At 37.7% G+C, this 16,944-nt stretch carries 13 protein-coding genes; 4 read left to right on the top strand and 9 right to left on the bottom strand.

Going from position 1 to position 16,944, the window contains the following annotated elements:
• Nucleotides 1-53: 53 nt before the first annotated feature.
• The gene (locus tag B5488_RS13865) at nt 54-1,973 is read right to left on the bottom strand and encodes an ABC-F family ATP-binding cassette domain-containing protein (RefSeq protein WP_079735811.1); all 1,920 of its coding nucleotides are present in this window, start codon (nt 1,971-1,973) and stop codon (nt 54-56) included.
• 110 nt (nt 1,974-2,083) lie between these two features.
• Between B5488_RS13865 and B5488_RS13860 the strand changes: the two genes are divergently transcribed.
• On the top strand, nt 2,084-2,467 hold the full coding sequence (locus tag B5488_RS13860) for a DUF983 domain-containing protein (RefSeq protein WP_407690220.1): 384 nt from the start codon (nt 2,084-2,086) through the stop codon (nt 2,465-2,467).
• On the opposite strand, the gene B5488_RS13855 is transcribed toward B5488_RS13860, so the two are convergent.
• The 8 genes from B5488_RS13855 to B5488_RS13820 all read right to left on the bottom strand — a co-directional run bounded on the left by B5488_RS13855 (nt 2,464) and on the right by B5488_RS13820 (nt 13,473).
• Entirely contained in the window at nt 2,464-3,519 is a 1,056-nt protein-coding gene (locus tag B5488_RS13855; RefSeq protein WP_079735809.1) for an NAD(P)/FAD-dependent oxidoreductase, read from the bottom strand. The genes B5488_RS13860 and B5488_RS13855 overlap by 4 nt on opposite strands.
• A 97-nt stretch (nt 3,520-3,616) precedes the next feature.
• Nucleotides 3,617-4,510, bottom strand: coding sequence for a type IX secretion system ring subunit PorN/GldN (gene porN / locus B5488_RS13850; protein ID WP_079735808.1), 894 nt, complete (start codon nt 4,508-4,510; stop codon nt 3,617-3,619).
• Between the two features lie 13 nt (nt 4,511-4,523).
• Nucleotides 4,524-6,068 (bottom strand): type IX secretion system motor protein PorM/GldM, encoded by a 1,545-nt coding sequence (porM, locus tag B5488_RS13845; protein WP_079735807.1) that lies wholly within the window; start codon nt 6,066-6,068, stop codon nt 4,524-4,526.
• A 54-nt stretch (nt 6,069-6,122) separates the two neighbouring features.
• Nucleotides 6,123-6,785 carry a type IX secretion system motor protein PorL/GldL gene (gene porL, locus B5488_RS13840; protein ID WP_079735806.1) on the bottom strand — a complete coding sequence of 221 codons (663 nt, stop codon included), beginning with the start codon at nt 6,783-6,785 and terminating at the stop codon, nt 6,123-6,125.
• Nucleotides 6,786-6,832: 47 nt separating this feature from the next.
• On the bottom strand, nt 6,833-8,197 hold the full coding sequence (gene porK / locus B5488_RS13835; protein ID WP_079735805.1) for a T9SS ring complex lipoprotein PorK/GldK: 1,365 nt from the start codon (nt 8,195-8,197) through the stop codon (nt 6,833-6,835).
• Between the two features lie 115 nt (nt 8,198-8,312).
• Complete coding sequence (locus B5488_RS13830; RefSeq protein ID WP_079735804.1) at nt 8,313-9,473, bottom strand: formimidoylglutamase; 1,161 nt, start codon at nt 9,471-9,473, stop codon at nt 8,313-8,315.
• A 3-nt stretch (nt 9,474-9,476) separates the two neighbouring features.
• On the bottom strand, nt 9,477-12,026 hold the full coding sequence (gene topA, locus B5488_RS13825) for a type I DNA topoisomerase (protein WP_079735803.1): 2,550 nt from the start codon (nt 12,024-12,026) through the stop codon (nt 9,477-9,479).
• A 193-nt stretch (nt 12,027-12,219) separates the two neighbouring features.
• Complete coding sequence (locus B5488_RS13820; protein ID WP_079735802.1) at nt 12,220-13,473, bottom strand: LVIVD repeat-containing protein; 1,254 nt, start codon at nt 13,471-13,473, stop codon at nt 12,220-12,222.
• Nucleotides 13,474-13,615: 142 nt separating this feature from the next.
• Here B5488_RS13820 and miaB point away from each other — a divergent pair, with 142 nt between their 5' ends.
• The 3 genes from miaB (at nt 13,616) to B5488_RS13805 (ending at nt 16,943) form a co-directional block, all read left to right on the top strand.
• On the top strand, nt 13,616-15,058 hold the full coding sequence (gene miaB, locus B5488_RS13815) for a tRNA (N6-isopentenyl adenosine(37)-C2)-methylthiotransferase MiaB (RefSeq protein ID WP_079735801.1): 1,443 nt from the start codon (nt 13,616-13,618) through the stop codon (nt 15,056-15,058).
• Nucleotides 15,059-15,143: 85 nt separating this feature from the next.
• Nucleotides 15,144-16,421 carry a sigma-54 interaction domain-containing protein gene (locus tag B5488_RS13810; RefSeq protein WP_079735800.1) on the top strand — a complete coding sequence of 426 codons (1,278 nt, stop codon included), beginning with the start codon at nt 15,144-15,146 and terminating at the stop codon, nt 16,419-16,421.
• 18 nt (nt 16,422-16,439) lie between these two features.
• Nucleotides 16,440-16,943, top strand: coding sequence for an LptE family protein (locus B5488_RS13805; RefSeq protein WP_079735799.1), 504 nt, complete (start codon nt 16,440-16,442; stop codon nt 16,941-16,943).
• The last annotated feature ends 1 nt before the right edge of the window (nt 16,944 follow it).

Below are 16,944 nucleotides of genomic sequence, written 5' to 3'. Positions count from 1 at the left end.
AGACCCCTATTTGCCCAATTGGTTTAATTTAAACTTGAAATTATAAGAATTGTTTATGCTAAACTATCCAAACTTTCCTGAATTTCTTCCCATTCTTTCATCAGGGAATTTAGCTCTTTCTTCTTTGTTTTATACTTATCTAAATATCCCGGTTTGGCTACAACTTCATCATAATTTGTAGCTAATTCCATATCACGTGCTTCAAGATCTTTTTCCAGTTTCGTAATCTTAGATTCGGTATTACTAAGTCTATTCTTTAAAGATTTTACCTTCTTTTGGTCTTTGTAGGCTTTTTTGTTGTTAGAACCGGCAGAATCTTTTTGCACTTTCGCTGCCTTGTCCTTTTTCTCAACACTACGCATATTTTCCAGCTTACGCTGATCTAAAAAGTAATTTATATCGCCTAGATATTCCTTGATTTTCGTATCCTTAAACTCATAAACTTTATTGGAAAGGCCCTGTAGAAAATCCCTGTCGTGAGAAACAATTATTAAAGTTCCTTCAAACCTGTTTAATGCTTCTTTTAGCACGTTCTTAGATTTAATATCAAGGTGGTTGGTAGGCTCATCCATTATAAGCACGTTAAAAGGCTGTAGCATGAGCTTACACAACGCCAAACGGTTTCTTTCCCCTCCTGAAAGCACTTTCACTTTCTTAGATACTTCATCTCCTCTAAAGAGAAATGAACCCAACATATCACGAACCTTACTTCTATTCTTTTCATTGGCAGAATCAATCATAATATCCAATACGGTTTTTTCACCATCCAGGTAATCGGCTTGATTTTGCGCAAAATATCCTAACTGAACATTGTGCCCCAGTTTTAAATGCCCTTCATAAGAAATTTCATCAATTATAATTTTTGCGAGCGTGGTTTTACCCTGGCCGTTTTGACCCACAAAGGCAATTTTGCTTCCGCGTTCAATTAAAAGATCAATATTCTTTAAAACCTGATTATTGCCATAAGCCTTACCAATTGCTTCGGCTTCTATAACCACTTTCCCAGGTTGAATAGAAATGGGAAAACTCACATTCATCACCGCATTATCATCTTCATCTACCTCAATTCGGTCTATTTTATCAAGTTTCTTGATAAGCGATTGTGCCATAGAAGCTTTTGAAGCTTTTGCCCGAAATTTATCGATGAGTTTTTCGGTTTGTTCAATTTCCTTTTGCTGATTTTTTTGTGCGGCCAGTTGTTGTTCTCTTAACTCTTCCCTAAGTACAAGGTATTTAGAATACGGCTTACTGAAATCGTAAATTTGACCCAGCGAAATTTCTATAGTTCTGTTGGTAACATTATCCAGGAACATTTTATCGTGAGAAACAATAATTACACAACCTGAATAATTATTAAGGAAATTCTCCAACCAGATAATACTTTCAATATCCAGGTGGTTAGTAGGCTCATCCAGTAACAGAATATCATTATTTTGAAGCAAAAGTTTCGCAAGTTCTATTCGCATTCTCCAACCTCCTGAAAAAGTTTCGGTGAGTTTATCGAATTGTTCCCGCTGAAAACCAAGCCCAAATAACACCTTTTCGGTATCCCCTTCATAATTATAACCGCCAATTATTTCGTAGGTATGTGTTATCTCACTTAAATCCTGAATAAGTTGGGTGTAAGATTCACTTTCGTAATCGGTGCGGGTGGCTAATTGATGGTTAATTTCATCAATTTGCTTTTCGAGTTTCTTTATTTCAACAAAAGCCTGTTGCGCTTCTTCCAAAACACTACGACCCTGTTCAAAATCTATATCCTGTTTTAAAAAACCAATATTCAGTTCTTTATCACGTGCAATCTGCCCGCCGTCATATTCCTGCTCACCGGATAGAATTTTAAGCATTGTAGATTTTCCGGCCCCATTCTTTCCAATTAGTCCCACGCGATCTCCAGCGCCAAGTCTAAAGGTTATTTCTTCAAAAAGATATTCTCCGCCAAAAGAAACAGAGAGATTATGAATATTAAGCATTTGTTGATTTTATTTTTGCAAATATGCCTAAATTTACAACGTGAAAAAAATATGTTTTCTCCCAATCTAAACCCTCGACTAAACTTATAACTCCCTGAAAACCAATTATGATTTTTTTAAAAGGAAGTAAACTTTACAGTATCCTTACAGGAACCTGCCCAGTGTGCCACGAAGAAAGCATGTATAAGGAAAGTAATCCCTATAAATTAAACCGCGTTTTTGATATGCATGAGCGCTGTTCTCACTGCGGCACTAAATATAAAATAGAACCTTCGTTCTTTTTTGGAGCTATGTATGTGAGTTATGGCGTTGGAATTGCTTTTGCCGTTGCTGCCTTCGTAATCGCCTATTTTTTTCTTGGCGGTGGCTTAATGACCTCTTTTTGGGTTATTATAGGCACGCTGGTGGTATTTATGCCGCTAATTATAAGATTATCGCGCAATATTTGGATTAATCTCTTTCTACACTACAAACCAGGTGCAGGTAAGAATTAGTCAGTATAATGTTTTTTGCTGAATCTTTGTAAATCTATCTCTGGCGGAAGCTGAACTTCGTTTTCAATAAATTCAATTAATTGTTTTGAAACCATTGGGGAAATAAGCACTCCTCTACTTCCAAAACCATTACAGCAATAGAGGTTTTTGTACTTTGGATGCCTTCCCAACATTGGCTTTCTATCTTTACTGGCAGGCCTAATTCCCGCCGACTGGTCTACCACTTCAAACTTACAGGTAATAAGCTGTGTAATTTTCTTTACTAACTCTTGTCGCGCCGCCTCACCGGGTTGTGGATCTTTGTCCTGGTTATTATAAGTGGCGCCAACCTTATATAAATCATTTCCCAATGGAATAATAAAAACTGAAGATTTTACCGCTTCTTTAAGTTGAAGCGCTTCAGCGTAAATGGTAATATATTCTCCTTTATTCCCGCGTAGCGGAAGATAATTAAAGAAAGGGTTATGTTGCATTCCAAAACCTTCGCAAAAAATAATTTGCTTCGCTGAAATTCCATTATAACTTACTGAATCTTCATTAATCTGAAGAGCGGCATAATCAAATCTTTCAAATTGAATTTTGTCTTCATTTTTTAAATAATTTCGGTATTCTTTTATGAGAATATCGGTATCAATCACCCCGGTTTGCCGAACCCTGCCAAATGAAAATTCTGAAGGAATATTGGGATTAATATCTTTAACCAGGTTTGTATCTAAATATTCTGAAAGTAAAGGCTTATCGGCTGCTTCAAACCAATTGTTCTGCTCTTCGGCTGAGAAGAATTTTCTATAAATCTCTATGGGATAAACAATCTTAGCTTGTAATTGTGTTTCCATTTCTTTATAAAACGGAATAGCAATTTTCATTTGTTCATTTGCATTCCAGACAAGTGTAAATCGTTTAAGAATTACCGGATTAAATAATCCGCCGGCCACCAGGGAAGATTTTTGGGAATTATCTTCAAAAACTATGAAATTCTTATTTCTTTCTTCCAGTCTGCGGCTAATTGCAATTCCGCTTAAACCTAATCCAACTACTATATAATCTAACATAGTTTAAAAATAAAAATTTATAGTTTAACCTGCCCTTTAAAAATGAAAAAGCGTTCCATAGGGAACGCTTTCAAATTAATTTCAAAACTTTGGAGGATTAGTAATTCCACATATCCAGCTCAAAGTTTCTTATTTGTTCTTTTATACGTTGAGCTTCTAAAAGCTCCATAAATGCATTATCAACAATATACTCATCTACTTCACGATCTCCGTACACATTATCTTCCTTGTAGATCATGGCATCAAATCTTCTTGAATTCAGCAAATGATCAAAGGTGACGGTTTGCGCCGAGCTAGTGCCTGTAAAAGCTTTATTTTCGTGTAATACTTCCCTGGCGTCTGGAAACCAAACCCAGAATAATTCAACAAGATCGGTTTGGCCAGAATCAATAAAGTTTACATCGGGAGCTACGGGAGCTATTCCGAGTAATCTATATTTTAATTCAGCCTGGCGTTTGTCAAAATACCACATTCCACGAATATGATATTCGGCTATATCAGCGGCACTAAGATCCCTTCTATCAATAAATTGTTCTTCAACCTCTTCACCAGCATTATACTGCTCAATACCAAGATCTGTAGTATCTACTTTAGATAAGGTTGCTTCAATATCTTTAAGCGTTCTCTTTTCATTAAAATAAGAATCGGCATAAATGTTTTCAATTTTACCGTTTTTAATAGCGGTAACCAAAACATCGTATAAGGCCCTACGGTTATTCCCAATATTATTAGTATCTATTGGGTAATACAGTGGAAAATTAACCCTTTCATCAAGATCTATTTTTTCCCATATGTTTTTAGACCATAATACATCACGATCTTCAATGTATCCATATTCAAGTGGCTTATCATTAATGTCACTTTGAATCTGGGCTTCGGTTTTCTTACCAATATCCTCTGGGTCTTTAGCATTTAAAATATTTGCCTGCCCAAAAGATGCTATTGTGAAAGACAATACCAAAGCATTCAATAAAAATCCTCTCCAATTCATCTTCTAAATTTTATTAATTTGTCAACTCTATAACAACTGGAGAAACTTTCTTCAGTTTATATCCAGAGTTACCAGAGATACCCGCCTGAATATCAAAAATTTGAACAGATTCTCCTCGTCCTGCTCTTCTTAGAGCTGCTTTTGCTCTATCATCTAATCTACTACCGTTAACCTGAATAGTTGGTTGTCCCGGTACTTTAAAACTAAATCCTGTTACGTTAAGATCAAGATTAAAATCAAAGTCTGGAAGTGTAGCTCCAATAGTAGAAACTTCTAAACTATTACGTTGCATTTGCACAGATCCATCTTCACCTCTAACCGTTCCGGCCGGTCTTGGAATATCTTTAATTCTAAACGTTTTACTGTCTGAAACGGTTTCTCCACCAGGAAGCTTACCACTCACATTAATAGCTACTTCTCTTGCTTGTAAGCTAGTAACATTCATCACGTACTGTCCGGCGCCACCAGCAGATGAAAGTCCGGGTGCCTGAGCGCTAATACTACCAACACCAGGAATGGAAATCGTCATTGGGTTTTGAACCCCACGATAAAGTACATTCATTTTATCAGCTGAAATTACCGCTGAATTAGGTTTTGGAATAACCGCGTAAGAACTATTAATAGGAATTCTTACAATAGAGTCTCCTTCCTTAAACTGAAGCTCGCCGTTAATTTCTTTCTCTCCTACATTTCCCGCAGGGAAATCTAACATAACCTGTCCTGCCTGGGTGCTTTCTACTTTATTTCCGTTTATAGTAACATTTTCAAACTTTAAAGTAGGATCTACACGCCCCAGCACAACTTTACCTTTAAAGTTTTCGCCACTAAAAAAGGCAGTTTTATCTGGCACTACTATCGCTTGATAATTGGTTAAAGAAACATCACTTTGCAACTGCCCTTCAAGCATTGATGATAAAATATCATTTTCGGTATTTCTAACATCAGTTTGTATTTGAGTAAGCTTTGTAAGAGATGCTATTAAAGGAAATCCCTGATAATTATAGGTTAACCAGGGTTTGGTTACGTTTTCATTATTAGTTACTTCTTCAGTAGAAAAATCTTTAGCTACTTCCCTTCTAATCTGTGGAAAACCATCTCCCAGAATACTAAGTACTTCATTTCTATAATTGTCTATAGCTGCAACAAATTCTTCTCCTCTTGGAGTTACTCTTCCACTCGCAAAAAATAAGTTATCTAACTTATCTGCACGGTCCATAGCTTCATAATTGCTTCTATCTTCAGCATCAAAATCGGCCAATAATTCTTCTTTAAGATTACCAACGGTAGCATAAAGATTATCAGAAAGTGTACTTATTTGTTCAGCTTTAGCTTTTAATTCTTCATATTTTGCAGGTTGTTCTTCGGCTTTGGCGGCTAAACCGGCCATTGCCATATCATTACGTTGCGATGTAGTAGCATTAGATTCCTCCAGGTCTTCATTCATTTGACCGAAGGCTGTTAATACTTCCTTAGACATATTTAGTGCCATCATCGCGATGAAAACCAGATACATCAGGTTAATCATCTTCTGTCTTGGGGTTTGTTTTCCAGACGCCATGTGCTAATTAGTTTTGTTCTTTAATAATTTAGGTTTTCAGGGGCAATAATTTCACTAATTAGTCGGCACACCGTTGCGGGTACCATTCATAGCAGTAAGCATACCACCATAAACTCCGTTTAAAGAAGAAAGGTTAGCTGCAAGAGATCCCATTTCCTGATTTAATTTACCGGCATTCTCTGCAACCTCCTGGTTGATTTCTGCCTGACGTGAGGCTGATTCTACCTGAGCCTTATAAATATTGTTTAATGTTTCCATTTGCGTAGCAGCTGTAGTAAGCTCTTCGCTGTATTTCTTTTGAGACGCCATTGAATCTACGGTTGGAGCGATCCCTTTTGCAGCTCCTTCAAAATTACGAATGCTTTCTCCAAGGCTGCTCATTAAACTCGCATCTATCTTAGCTTCCTTAAGCATTTCATCTAATTTCTTAGAAAGTTGGCCCTGAGTTTCTTTGTCTTCCTCAATTACCGTAGCGCTACGGCCACTTCCCTGTCCACCGGCTAATTCAGGATAAACTAAAGACCAGTCAAGGTCATCATCTGTAGGTTCAAATGCAGAATATGCAAATACAAAAGCCTCTACTACAAGACCTGCAATAAGCATTGGGTTTGCAAATGGCCAGTGCATAATTTTAAAAAGCGCACCTAATATTACAACTGATGCACCTAAACCGTACACCATGTTTGTTATTCTCTTTGTTGAATTCGATTTTGCCATAATAATAAAATAGATTTAGATTTTCTAATGGTTAAATAGGTTGTTAATTATCTGTTAGGTTGATTTAGGGTAACATCTGTTCCGAGGTAATCCTGAACTGTTCTAAAGCCAATATAGCTTCTCGCAGAATCTGCATATTCATAATCTCTTGAACTTACCTGAAGGAAATAAGCTACATCTTTCCAGGAACCTCCCCGAACTACTTTTCGCATATCGTCGGGATTATTTACTGTAGGGTTCATTGAAGACATATATTCATAAGAAGCGGGATCGTAAGAAGAATCTACCCACTCTGCCACGTTTCCGGCCATATTATACAAACCGTAATCATTAGGGTCGTAAGATTGAGCTTCTACAGTATAAAGTGCCTGATCTGCCGCGTAATCTCCTCTTAATGGTTTAAAGTTAGCCATAAAACATCCGCGATCGTTTTTGGCGTAAGGACCTCCCCAAGGATAAGTAGCTCCTTCTAAACCACCACGCGCAGCGTATTCCCATTCACCCTCGGTTGGTAAACGATAAGAAGGTACGTTATGCTCATCTTTTTCTCTCCGGTAATAATTATGATATAAAGTTCTCCATTGTGTAAAGGCTCTTGCCTGTTTCCAGGTAACTCCTACCACAGGGTAATCGTCAAAAGCACTATGCCAGAAGTAATCATTATGCATAGGCTCGTTATAGGAATAATTGAAATCTCTTATCCAAACTGTAGTATCAGGATAAATCTGAATTTCTTCTCTTTTTATATATTCACTTCTATTTCCCTGCTTCTTAGCAGCACCCTGCACATCCATCCAGGTATAAGTGAACTTTAATTTTTCTACATCTATGGTGCGCTGGCCGTTATACACCTCTTCCATCGGGATATACATCATATCCATAACTTCAGCATAATAAACATCAGGATAATCTTCGGTGTCCCAAATTATGTCTATATCTTTATTTAAACGACGGTTCTCATAGGTATCAGATGGACCACCCTGGCCGTAGGTATTCAGCATATATTCTTCATAAGGCGTCATATCACCTTCATCGGCATCCATAAAAGCATAATCTCCAATCCCGCCAGAACCTTCAGCTTCGCCCATATTCTCAGCCATGATTGCTAATTCGGTTCTAACAATAGAATCTTTAACATCATTAACAAATTGGCGGTATTCGGCATTAGTAATTTCGGTTTCATCCATATAGAAAGAACGCACTGTCACCGTTTTAGGTGGTGCATTACGTTGGCCTGCGATATCATCATCAGACTTTCCCATTATAAATGAACCTCCAGGAATTAATGTCATCCCAAGTGGTTTCTCCGGATTCCACTTCTCCCCTTTCGCACCAACCAGCTGTCCACGATCTCCACGCCCACAGCTTGAAAGCAAGGCCAGAACAGCTATTAGCGAAATAAATTTCTTCATAGTTTCTCTTAGGTTAAGACATCTCAATTTACGGCAGTAAACCTATCTAATTATTTTTTAAAAAACAATATTTTAGGTAAAAATACAGTAAATACCAAGAATGCCTGAAAATTATTTAAACTTCGTTTTTTCTTTTTGCTTTATACCATCTTTCAGGAATTACCTGATTACAAGCCTCCAGGTAATCGTCCTCACTGCAAGGTAATAACGTACTCCTTTTTAGTTTAGTATCTACATGTTCAAGAAACGGAATTTCTATCCACCACCTCCCGCTTACAGGACTTTTATAGAACACTAAAACCTCATCGTCTATGGGAACCTGATACTTTATAAACTCTTTTTTTGCCGAAATAGTATTTTCATTAGTACGGTAATTTACGCCTTCTGCAAAATACCACAACATTTGAGCCATTAACATGGCTCCCAAATTTCCGAATTTTAAATTATCATATTCATAAATTCCGAAGGAGCTTACTTTGTCACTAATCCCCGCATATCGCGAAAGCGCACATATTTCTTTCCCATCAAACCCGTTAGGAGAAGCTATATCTCGTGAACCAGATGAAGGCGCACTAACCGCCGCCAAATCTATAGCCACCATATTTGCATCCCGCATTACCGGCTCAACTAATTTAAAATTATTACTAATCTCGCCTAAACGATAAGCATCAAAGAACAAGCGCTCCATCAATTCTATTTCATCTTGCGAATTAAAATAGGTTTGATACCCAATATTGGAATAATTGAATAAATTATAAGGCTGATTTACCACTATTTTACCAACATAAGACCTGTTACTTATCGGGTTTTCGGCATCTCCAAGATCAAAACGACTATCTATATTTACAAGATTCACCATTTGATCTAAGGTATCGTAAGCCCGGTATTGTGCGTAAACCAAATCCTGGCTACCGCCTAATAACACCGGAATCACGTCTTTTTTTACCAGTTTTGCCACCAAGGTTTGTACCGCAAAATAAGTATCTTCTACCGTCTCCCCTTTTTCTATATCGCCAAGATCGGCAATATTAATATGCCAGTTTCCGGGAAACAGACTATAAAAAGCCTTTCTTACATCTTCAAAATCAAGAAAATCTATCTCGTCTCCAAGGCGGTTTTCTTTAATCCCAACCACTGCCATTTGCACACCATCTAAATCTGGCAAGCCTTGAGCGACAGTATGCTTTTTAACCGAATTTCCCAGGGAATGCTCACCAAAACCGGTGATCTCCTTAAGCAATTCTTCAGAAAGGGGACTCAGAAAATCTAAATCCATATATTATTTCTTCTTTTTTGTAGCTGTTTTCTTTTTCGCAGTGCTTTTCTTAGCAGTTGCTTTTTTTGCCGGAGCTTTCTTTTTGGTAGTTTTTTTCTTCTTTGTAGATTTCTCTTCGAGAATTTCTTTTACTTCCTCCAAACTTAAATTTTCGGCATCTGTGGTTTTTGGCAGTTCAATTTTAGTCTTGCCTTTTATAATATTAAACCTTCCCCAACGTGCTTTCTCAACTCTAATTCCTTCTTCTTCCCAGTTGTGGATTAACTTCTCACGCTCTTTCCGTTTTTTATCCTCAATCAAAGTTTCAATATCTTCAATAGAAAGATTATCAAAATCGTATTTTTTATTCACGTTAATGAAAATACCATTCCACTTTAAGAAAGGACCAAAACGCCCTACTCCTTTTTGAACCGGCATATCTTCGTAATGGTGAATTGGCGCATCTGCCTTTTCCTTTTCCTTGATCAACTCCATTGCGCGATCAAAATCTACGTTTAATGGGTCTTCCCCTTTTTCAAGGGAAACATATTTCTTACCGAATCTTACATAAGGACCAAAACGGCCATTATTCACCTCAACTTTTTCATCTTTATATTCTCCTAATTCCTTCGGAAGCTGGAAAAGATCCATCGCTTCTTCATAAGTAACCGAATCTAAAGTTTGGTCTGGACCAAGGCTGGCAAATTTTGGTTTTTCATCATCTTCTACTGAACCAATTTGAACCATAGGCCCAAATTTTCCCAATCGAACACTTACCGGTTTCCCGGTTTCAGGATCTTCACCTAAAATTCTCTCTCCAACTTCCCTATCGGCATTCTTAGCAACATCTACAACCTGCGGATGAAAGTCTTCATAGAATTCTTTCATCATATGCGTCCACTCTTCATTTCCTTCCGCGATATCATCAAAACTTTGTTCTACTCTCGCGGTAAAATTATAATCAAGAATGTTTGAAAAATGATTTACAAGAAAGTCGTTCACCACCATACCTACGGCAGTTGGCACTAATTTTCCTTTATCACTTCCAACGTTTTCTGTTAATTTATTTTCTTTAATGTTCTCTCCTTTAAGCACAAATTGCAAATACTCGCGTTCTGTACCATCTACCGAACCTTTTTCAATATAATTCCTATTCTGAATTGTAGAAATTGTAGGCGCATAAGTAGAAGGACGCCCAATTCCCAGCTCTTCCAGTTTCTTCACCAAAGAAGCTTCAGTATATCTATATGCCGGTCTTGTAAATCTTTCGGTTGCGGTTATATATTTATTATTTAACGGCTGATTTTCCTTTAAAGCGGGTAGCATTCCGTTTTGCTCTTCTGCATCCTCGTCATCATCGGTGCTTTCCAGGTAAACTTTAAGAAAACCATCAAACTTAAGCACTTCTCCATTTGCAGTAAACTGCTTATCGTGTTTAGAAGCTTCAATTTTCACATTGGTACGTTCTAATTGTGCTTCGCTCATTTGTGAGGCGATAGCTCGCTTCCAAATTAACTCGTATAAACGCTGTTCGTCACGATCTGCTCTTACCGAATGGCTAGCAAAATTTGTTGGCCTAATCGCTTCGTGAGCTTCCTGAGCGCCTTTGGTTTTTCCTTTAAATTGCCTTGATTTTGCGTATTTATCTCCGTAAGCCTTTAAAATTTCTTTGTTGGCACCCTTTCTTGCATCTTCTGATAGGTTTACCGAATCTGTTCTCATATAAGTAATATGACCGGCTTCGTATAAACGTTGCGCCATAGTCATGGTTTTACTTACTGAAAAATATAATTTCCTCGCTGCTTCCTGTTGCAAAGTTGAAGTTGTAAATGGTGGAGCAGGAGATTTTTTTGCGGGCTTGGTAGTAAGTTCTGCAACTTTAAAATCTGAGCCCAGGTTTTGCTGAAGAAATGCTTCAGCTTCCTTACGGGTACCAAAATTCTTAGGAATCTTGGCTTTAAAAGATTTCCCGTCTTCCGTAGTAAATTCGGCATCTATTCTAAAAGAAGCTTCCGCAGTAAAATTTTGGATTTCGCGCTCTCTTTCTACAATAAGCCTAACCGCCACCGATTGTACTCTACCTGCCGATAGGCCTCCTTTAACTTTTCGCCATAAAACCGGGGAAAGTTCATAACCTACCAACCTATCCAGAACCCGTCGGGCTTGTTGAGCATTTACAAGATTATAATTAATATCCCTGGGATTCTCTATCGCTTTAAGAATAGCCGTTTTAGTGATTTCATGAAAAACAATTCTTTTTGTTTTATCACTTTTAAGATTAAGCTCCTCGGCAAGGTGCCACGCAATAGCTTCTCCCTCCCGGTCTTCATCACTTGCCAGCCAAACCATTTCGGCATTTTTCGCAAAACCTTTTAGTTTTCTAACTACATCTTTTTTGTCTTTAGAAACTATATATTTTGGTTTAAAATTACCTTCGGTATCTACACCTAATTCTTTTGTAGGCAGGTCGGCGATATGCCCAAAACTGGAGGCTACCTTATAATCTTTACCTAAAAATTTTTCGATGGTTTTTGCCTTGGCAGGGGACTCTACAATCACTAAATTCTTTGCCATAACTCTCTTTTTTCTAGCTGCAAAAGTATATCAATTTTTTTTTAACAACCTACAAGATTTCACAAAACCACAAGAAATAGCTTGTAAAACAGCCACATTCAAGACTTCCCGCGTTAAAAATTCTTTTTATCCTAAGCCATAAAAAAGCCCCGCAGTCTAGCGGGGCATCCTTAAAAAACCAAACAAAATAAAATCAATTAAGGCTGAAAGTGCTTAGTAAATTGATCTCATTACCTTTATAAGTATATTGGAATAATGTATTGTCCCCAACCATTAAAAGCACATCTTCTAGAGGGATGACGTCATAGGTGTTAATTTCCTGAAAATGGTCAATTAGTTCCAGGTTGGGGGTATTTTTTGTATCATATATTTTTAAACCGGCCGTACCATCACAAACAAACAGCCAATCGTCTTTTACGCCAAGTCCGTAAGGATTTTCCATATCATAAGATTGTAGCAACTGCGGATTGGATTTATCGGCCACATCTATCACATCCAGCTGGCTCCAATCCTGTCCGCAAGCATTTCCACCACGAATGGTCACATAGGCAATATCACCTTGCACTACAACTGGATCGCAACCTAAAATATGGCTAAACATAGATTTAAACTGAGGCGCAGCAGGATCTTCTACGCTATAGATATACATTCCTGTAGAACTTCCCAGGTACAGGTGATTCTCCTTGTGAAAGATGGTTTCTATATCTCTTCCCACCCATTCGGTTTTTATTAATTCAGGATTTCTTAAACCCGCGATATTGAAAACAGATAGTTGATTTTGATCTACCACATATAAAAAGTCCTGGTGAATATTGAAACGCGCTAAAGATCCACCGGTACCGGAACCGCCTGATGAATTCCCTGATTCAGAAAAAGAAGCTCCGTCATTAGTTAGCCACTGTGTATCATTTGCCATTTCAATCTTTCGGGTTTCCATCACATAACCTATCACCACTTCGGTTTCAGCATTAAAATTATCGCTATCTACAAAAGAAGCATTGGCTGGAATACGACTATTGTGATTGGGAAAAACATTTTTCATTCTTTCACCCTCCTTAATATTATTCATATTACTTATATCAAATACCACAAGATCCATTGCCGAATTTGCAAACAACATATCATCTTTTACGGCGATATCGGTATTCTGCGGAATTTCAAGAAATTTAATTTTTACAGGATTTCGGTGATCGCTGTTATCTATAATATGTATTCCTTTATTATCATCATTTATAAAAACATAATCCCCATAAGAATAAATCTTACCTGCTTCAGAGATCGCTCTTGGTTCAGAAATCTTTACCATAGCTCTAAATTCTTCAATAGGCTTCACAACGGGAACCGCTACATTATAAAATTCTTCTTCGGTAGCGTCTTTCTCACAAGAGGTGAATAAAGCCATTAGTAGCAGAAGTAGCAACGTAATTAAACTGTAGAAAAATCTCATAATTATCAGGTTGGTTTCTATATAGATGCATTAAATTCAAAAAGGTTGCGTGAGAAAATTAAAAAAATTGCTGTCACTTTGTCAGAAGTTCGTTTTACCCTTATCTTTGCATTTCTTAATCCTGAAAAGGAAGATTTGAATTATGGAGAAGACAATAGACGAAAAACAACAGGGAAATACGCTCGTAATGGAGCCTAAGCAAGAAAATAGCCGCAAGCTTTTTATTGAAAGTTACGGCTGTGCGATGAATTTTAGCGACAGTGAAATTGTTGCTTCTATTCTTGCAAAAGAAGGTTTTAATACTACGCAAAATCTTGAAGAAGCCGATCTTGTTTTGGTAAACACCTGTTCTATAAGAGAAAAAGCCGAACAAACCGTTCGCAAAAGACTTGAAAAATACAATGCAGTAAAAAAAATAAACCCGGGAATGAAGGTTGGCGTTTTAGGCTGTATGGCCGAGCGTTTAAAAGAGAAATTCCTGGAAGAAGAAAAAATTGTAGACCTTGTGGTTGGGCCAGATGCCTATAAAGATCTCCCAAACCTTATAAACGAAGTTGAAGCAGGTCGCGATGCTATAAATGTGCTTCTTTCTAAAGAAGAGACTTACGGTGATATTTCTCCCGTGCGCTTGCAAACTAATGGCGTTTCAGCTTTTGTTTCTATAACCCGGGGTTGCGATAATATGTGCACTTTTTGCGTGGTACCTTTTACCCGCGGAAGAGAACGCAGCCGCGACCCACAAAGTATCGTAGAGGAAGTAAACGATCTTTGGGACAAAGGATTTAAAGAAATCACACTTTTGGGTCAAAACGTAGATAGTTATTTATGGTATGGCGGCGGACTCAAAAAAGATTTTAAAAATGCTTCTAAAATGCAAAAGGCTACGGCTACTAATTTCTCACAGCTTTTGAAACTCGTTGCTGAAGCACAACCAAAAATGAGGATTAGGTTCTCAACTTCAAATCCGCAGGATATGACCTTTGAGGTTATTGAAGTTGTGGCCGCTTATCCAAATATCTGTAAGCATATTCATTTACCGGTTCAAAGCGGAAGCGACAGGATTTTAAAAGAAATGAACAGGCTGCACACCAGGGAAGAATATTTTAAACTTATAGACTATATAAGAGAATTAATGCCAGAATGTTCCATTTCCCAGGATCTTATAGTTGGTTTCCCAACTGAAACGGAAGAAGATCACAAGGATACTTTATCATTGATGGAATATGTGAAGTATGACTTTGGATATATGTATGCTTATTCTGAAAGACCGGGCACTATGGCTGCACGCAAATTGGAAGACGATGTTCCTGCCGAAGTAAAACAACGAAGATTGGCTGAAATAGTGAAGCTTCAACGGGAACATAACCACTTTAGAACGCAACGATTTCTTGGAGACACCGTAGAGGTTTTAATTGAAAGAGAATCCAAAAAATCCAGCGAGCACTGGAGCGGTCGTACCACACAAAATACGGTAGCTGTTTTCCCTAAGGAAAACTATAAAGTTGGAGATTTTGTAAACGTAAAAATAAACGATTGCACCAGCGCCACTTTAATAGGTGAAGCGGTTGGGCACAGTGAAAAATAACTAAAAATAGCAGTTACTTCCTTTTGCATAAAAATCATTCTTAAGAACTTGATTTTTATCTTTTTGGAACAGCAGGACCTTATTTATGGAATCAATTCAGGCAGTAAAACAGCGGTTTGGAATAATTGGCGACGATCAGCGCCTTAACCGCGCTATAGAAAAAGCAATCCAGGTTGCGCCTACAGATATTTCGGTATTAGTAACCGGTGAAAGTGGGGTTGGTAAAGAAAGTATTCCAAAAATAATCCATTCGCTTTCTCATAGAAAACACGGGAAATACATTGCGGTAAACTGTGGTGCAATTCCCGAAGGAACTATAGATTCTGAACTTTTTGGTCACGAAAAAGGCGCTTTTACCGGCGCTACCCAAACCCGAAGTGGTTATTTTGAAGTGGCCGATGGCGGTACTATTTTTTTAGATGAAGTTGGAGAATTACCGCTTCCCACCCAGGTTAGGCTACTTCGTGTTCTGGAAAATGGAGAATTTATAAAAGTAGGCTCCTCTAAAGTGCAAAAATCTGATATTCGCATTATTGCGGCTACAAATATCAATATGCAGGAATCGATCAAAAAAGAGCGTTTCCGCGAAGATCTTTATTATAGATTGAGTACTGTGGAAATTAATCTTCCACCTCTGCGAGACCGTAAAGATGATATTCATTTATTATTCAGAAAATTCGCTTCAGATTTTGCCTTAAAATATAAAATGCCCACCATTAAACTTCAGGATGATGCGGTAAATCTATTGCAAAAATACCGTTGGGGCGGGAATATTAGACAATTAAGAAATATCGCTGAACAAATTTCGGTTTTAGAACAGGAACGCATTATTGGTCCAGAACGTTTAAAAGAATATCTACCAAATATCGGTAGTAATTTGCCCGCAGTGATCGCCGATAAGAAAAAGGAAAGCGATTTTAGCAACGAGCGTGAAATTCTTTACAAAGTGCTTTTTGATATGAAAAGCGACCTTACCGACCTCAAGAAACTCACCTTAAAACTTATGGAAAGTGGAAACTCCAAAAAGGTTCAGGATGAGAATGAAAGTCTTATTCAAAAACTTTATGGAGATGATGACGGGGAAGATGTTGATGCTGAAGAATTGGAAGCTTTAAATGATGAAAGATTGGAAGTGCTTCAAATTCCGCAAAACAGTCCGAAATCTGAAATTAACAGGGAAAAAGATAAATATTATTTTGCTGAAGAAATCCAGGAAGAAGAAACCCTTTCTTTACAGGATAAAGAATTAGAGCTTATAAAAAAATCTTTAGAAAGGCATAGCGGGAAACGCAAAGCTGCTGCCGAGGAATTAGGTATAAGCGAACGCACACTGTATAGAAAAATAAAACAATACGATCTGTAATTTTATTCCCCCGATTTTATGAAAAAATCTGCTTTTTTTTTATGTTTCGTGCTTTTGCTCTGCACACAATCCTGCGGAATTTATTCCTTTACAGGTGCCGATACCGGTGATGCTGATTCATTTCAGGTAAATTTCTTTCAAAACCAGGCCGATTTAGTAGAGCCGGGAATAGATAGGACCTTCACCTTACAATTACAGGACCTTATTCAAAATCAAACCAGCTTAAGCCTGGCAAATAACAATGCCGATCTTATTTTTGAAGGAGAAATCATCGATTTTTATGTAGCTCCAATAACTGCTACGTCAGAGAATACCGCTGCACAAAACAGGCTTACCATCGCTGTTAACGTTCGTTATTATAACACCCTGGAACCCGAAAAAGATTTTGACAGGCGTTTTTCGTTTTATTACGATTATCCCGCCAATGCACAGCTGGTTGGTGATGTTCTGGCAACTGCTTTAGATGAAATTTACAACCGGCTAACCCAGGATATTTTTAATGCCGCTTTAACCGATTGGTAAT

The sequence above is a fragment of the Salegentibacter salegens genome (assembly GCF_900142975.1).
GTDB classification, from domain to species: Bacteria; Bacteroidota; Bacteroidia; order Flavobacteriales; family Flavobacteriaceae; genus Salegentibacter; species Salegentibacter salegens.
Note: the sequence above shows the minus strand (reverse complement) of the source record. Positions and strands in the feature narration are given on the sequence as shown.

Bases quoted from the DNA above. Each gene is read 5' to 3' on its own strand.
- B5488_RS13810 (WP_079735800.1), top strand. From the start codon at position 15,144: ATGGAATCAATTCAGGCAGTAAAACAGCGGTTTGGAATAATTGGCGAC.
- B5488_RS13865 (WP_079735811.1), bottom strand. From the start codon at position 1,973: ATGCTTAATATTCATAATCTCTCTGTTTCTTTTGGCGGAGAATATCTT.
- topA (WP_079735803.1), bottom strand. From the start codon at position 12,026: ATGGCAAAGAATTTAGTGATTGTAGAGTCCCCTGCCAAGGCAAAAACC.
- porN (WP_079735808.1), bottom strand. From the start codon at position 4,510: ATGAATTGGAGAGGATTTTTATTGAATGCTTTGGTATTGTCTTTCACA.
- porL (WP_079735806.1), bottom strand. From the start codon at position 6,785: ATGGCAAAATCGAATTCAACAAAGAGAATAACAAACATGGTGTACGGT.
- miaB (WP_079735801.1), top strand. From the start codon at position 13,616: ATGGAGAAGACAATAGACGAAAAACAACAGGGAAATACGCTCGTAATG.
- porK (WP_079735805.1), bottom strand. From the start codon at position 8,197: ATGAAGAAATTTATTTCGCTAATAGCTGTTCTGGCCTTGCTTTCAAGC.
- B5488_RS13855 (WP_079735809.1), bottom strand. From the start codon at position 3,519: ATGTTAGATTATATAGTAGTTGGATTAGGTTTAAGCGGAATTGCAATT.
- B5488_RS13805 (WP_079735799.1), top strand. From the start codon at position 16,440: ATGAAAAAATCTGCTTTTTTTTTATGTTTCGTGCTTTTGCTCTGCACA.
- B5488_RS13830 (WP_079735804.1), bottom strand. From the start codon at position 9,473: ATGGATTTAGATTTTCTGAGTCCCCTTTCTGAAGAATTGCTTAAGGAG.
- B5488_RS13820 (WP_079735802.1), bottom strand. From the start codon at position 13,473: ATGAGATTTTTCTACAGTTTAATTACGTTGCTACTTCTGCTACTAATG.
- porM (WP_079735807.1), bottom strand. From the start codon at position 6,068: ATGGCGTCTGGAAAACAAACCCCAAGACAGAAGATGATTAACCTGATG.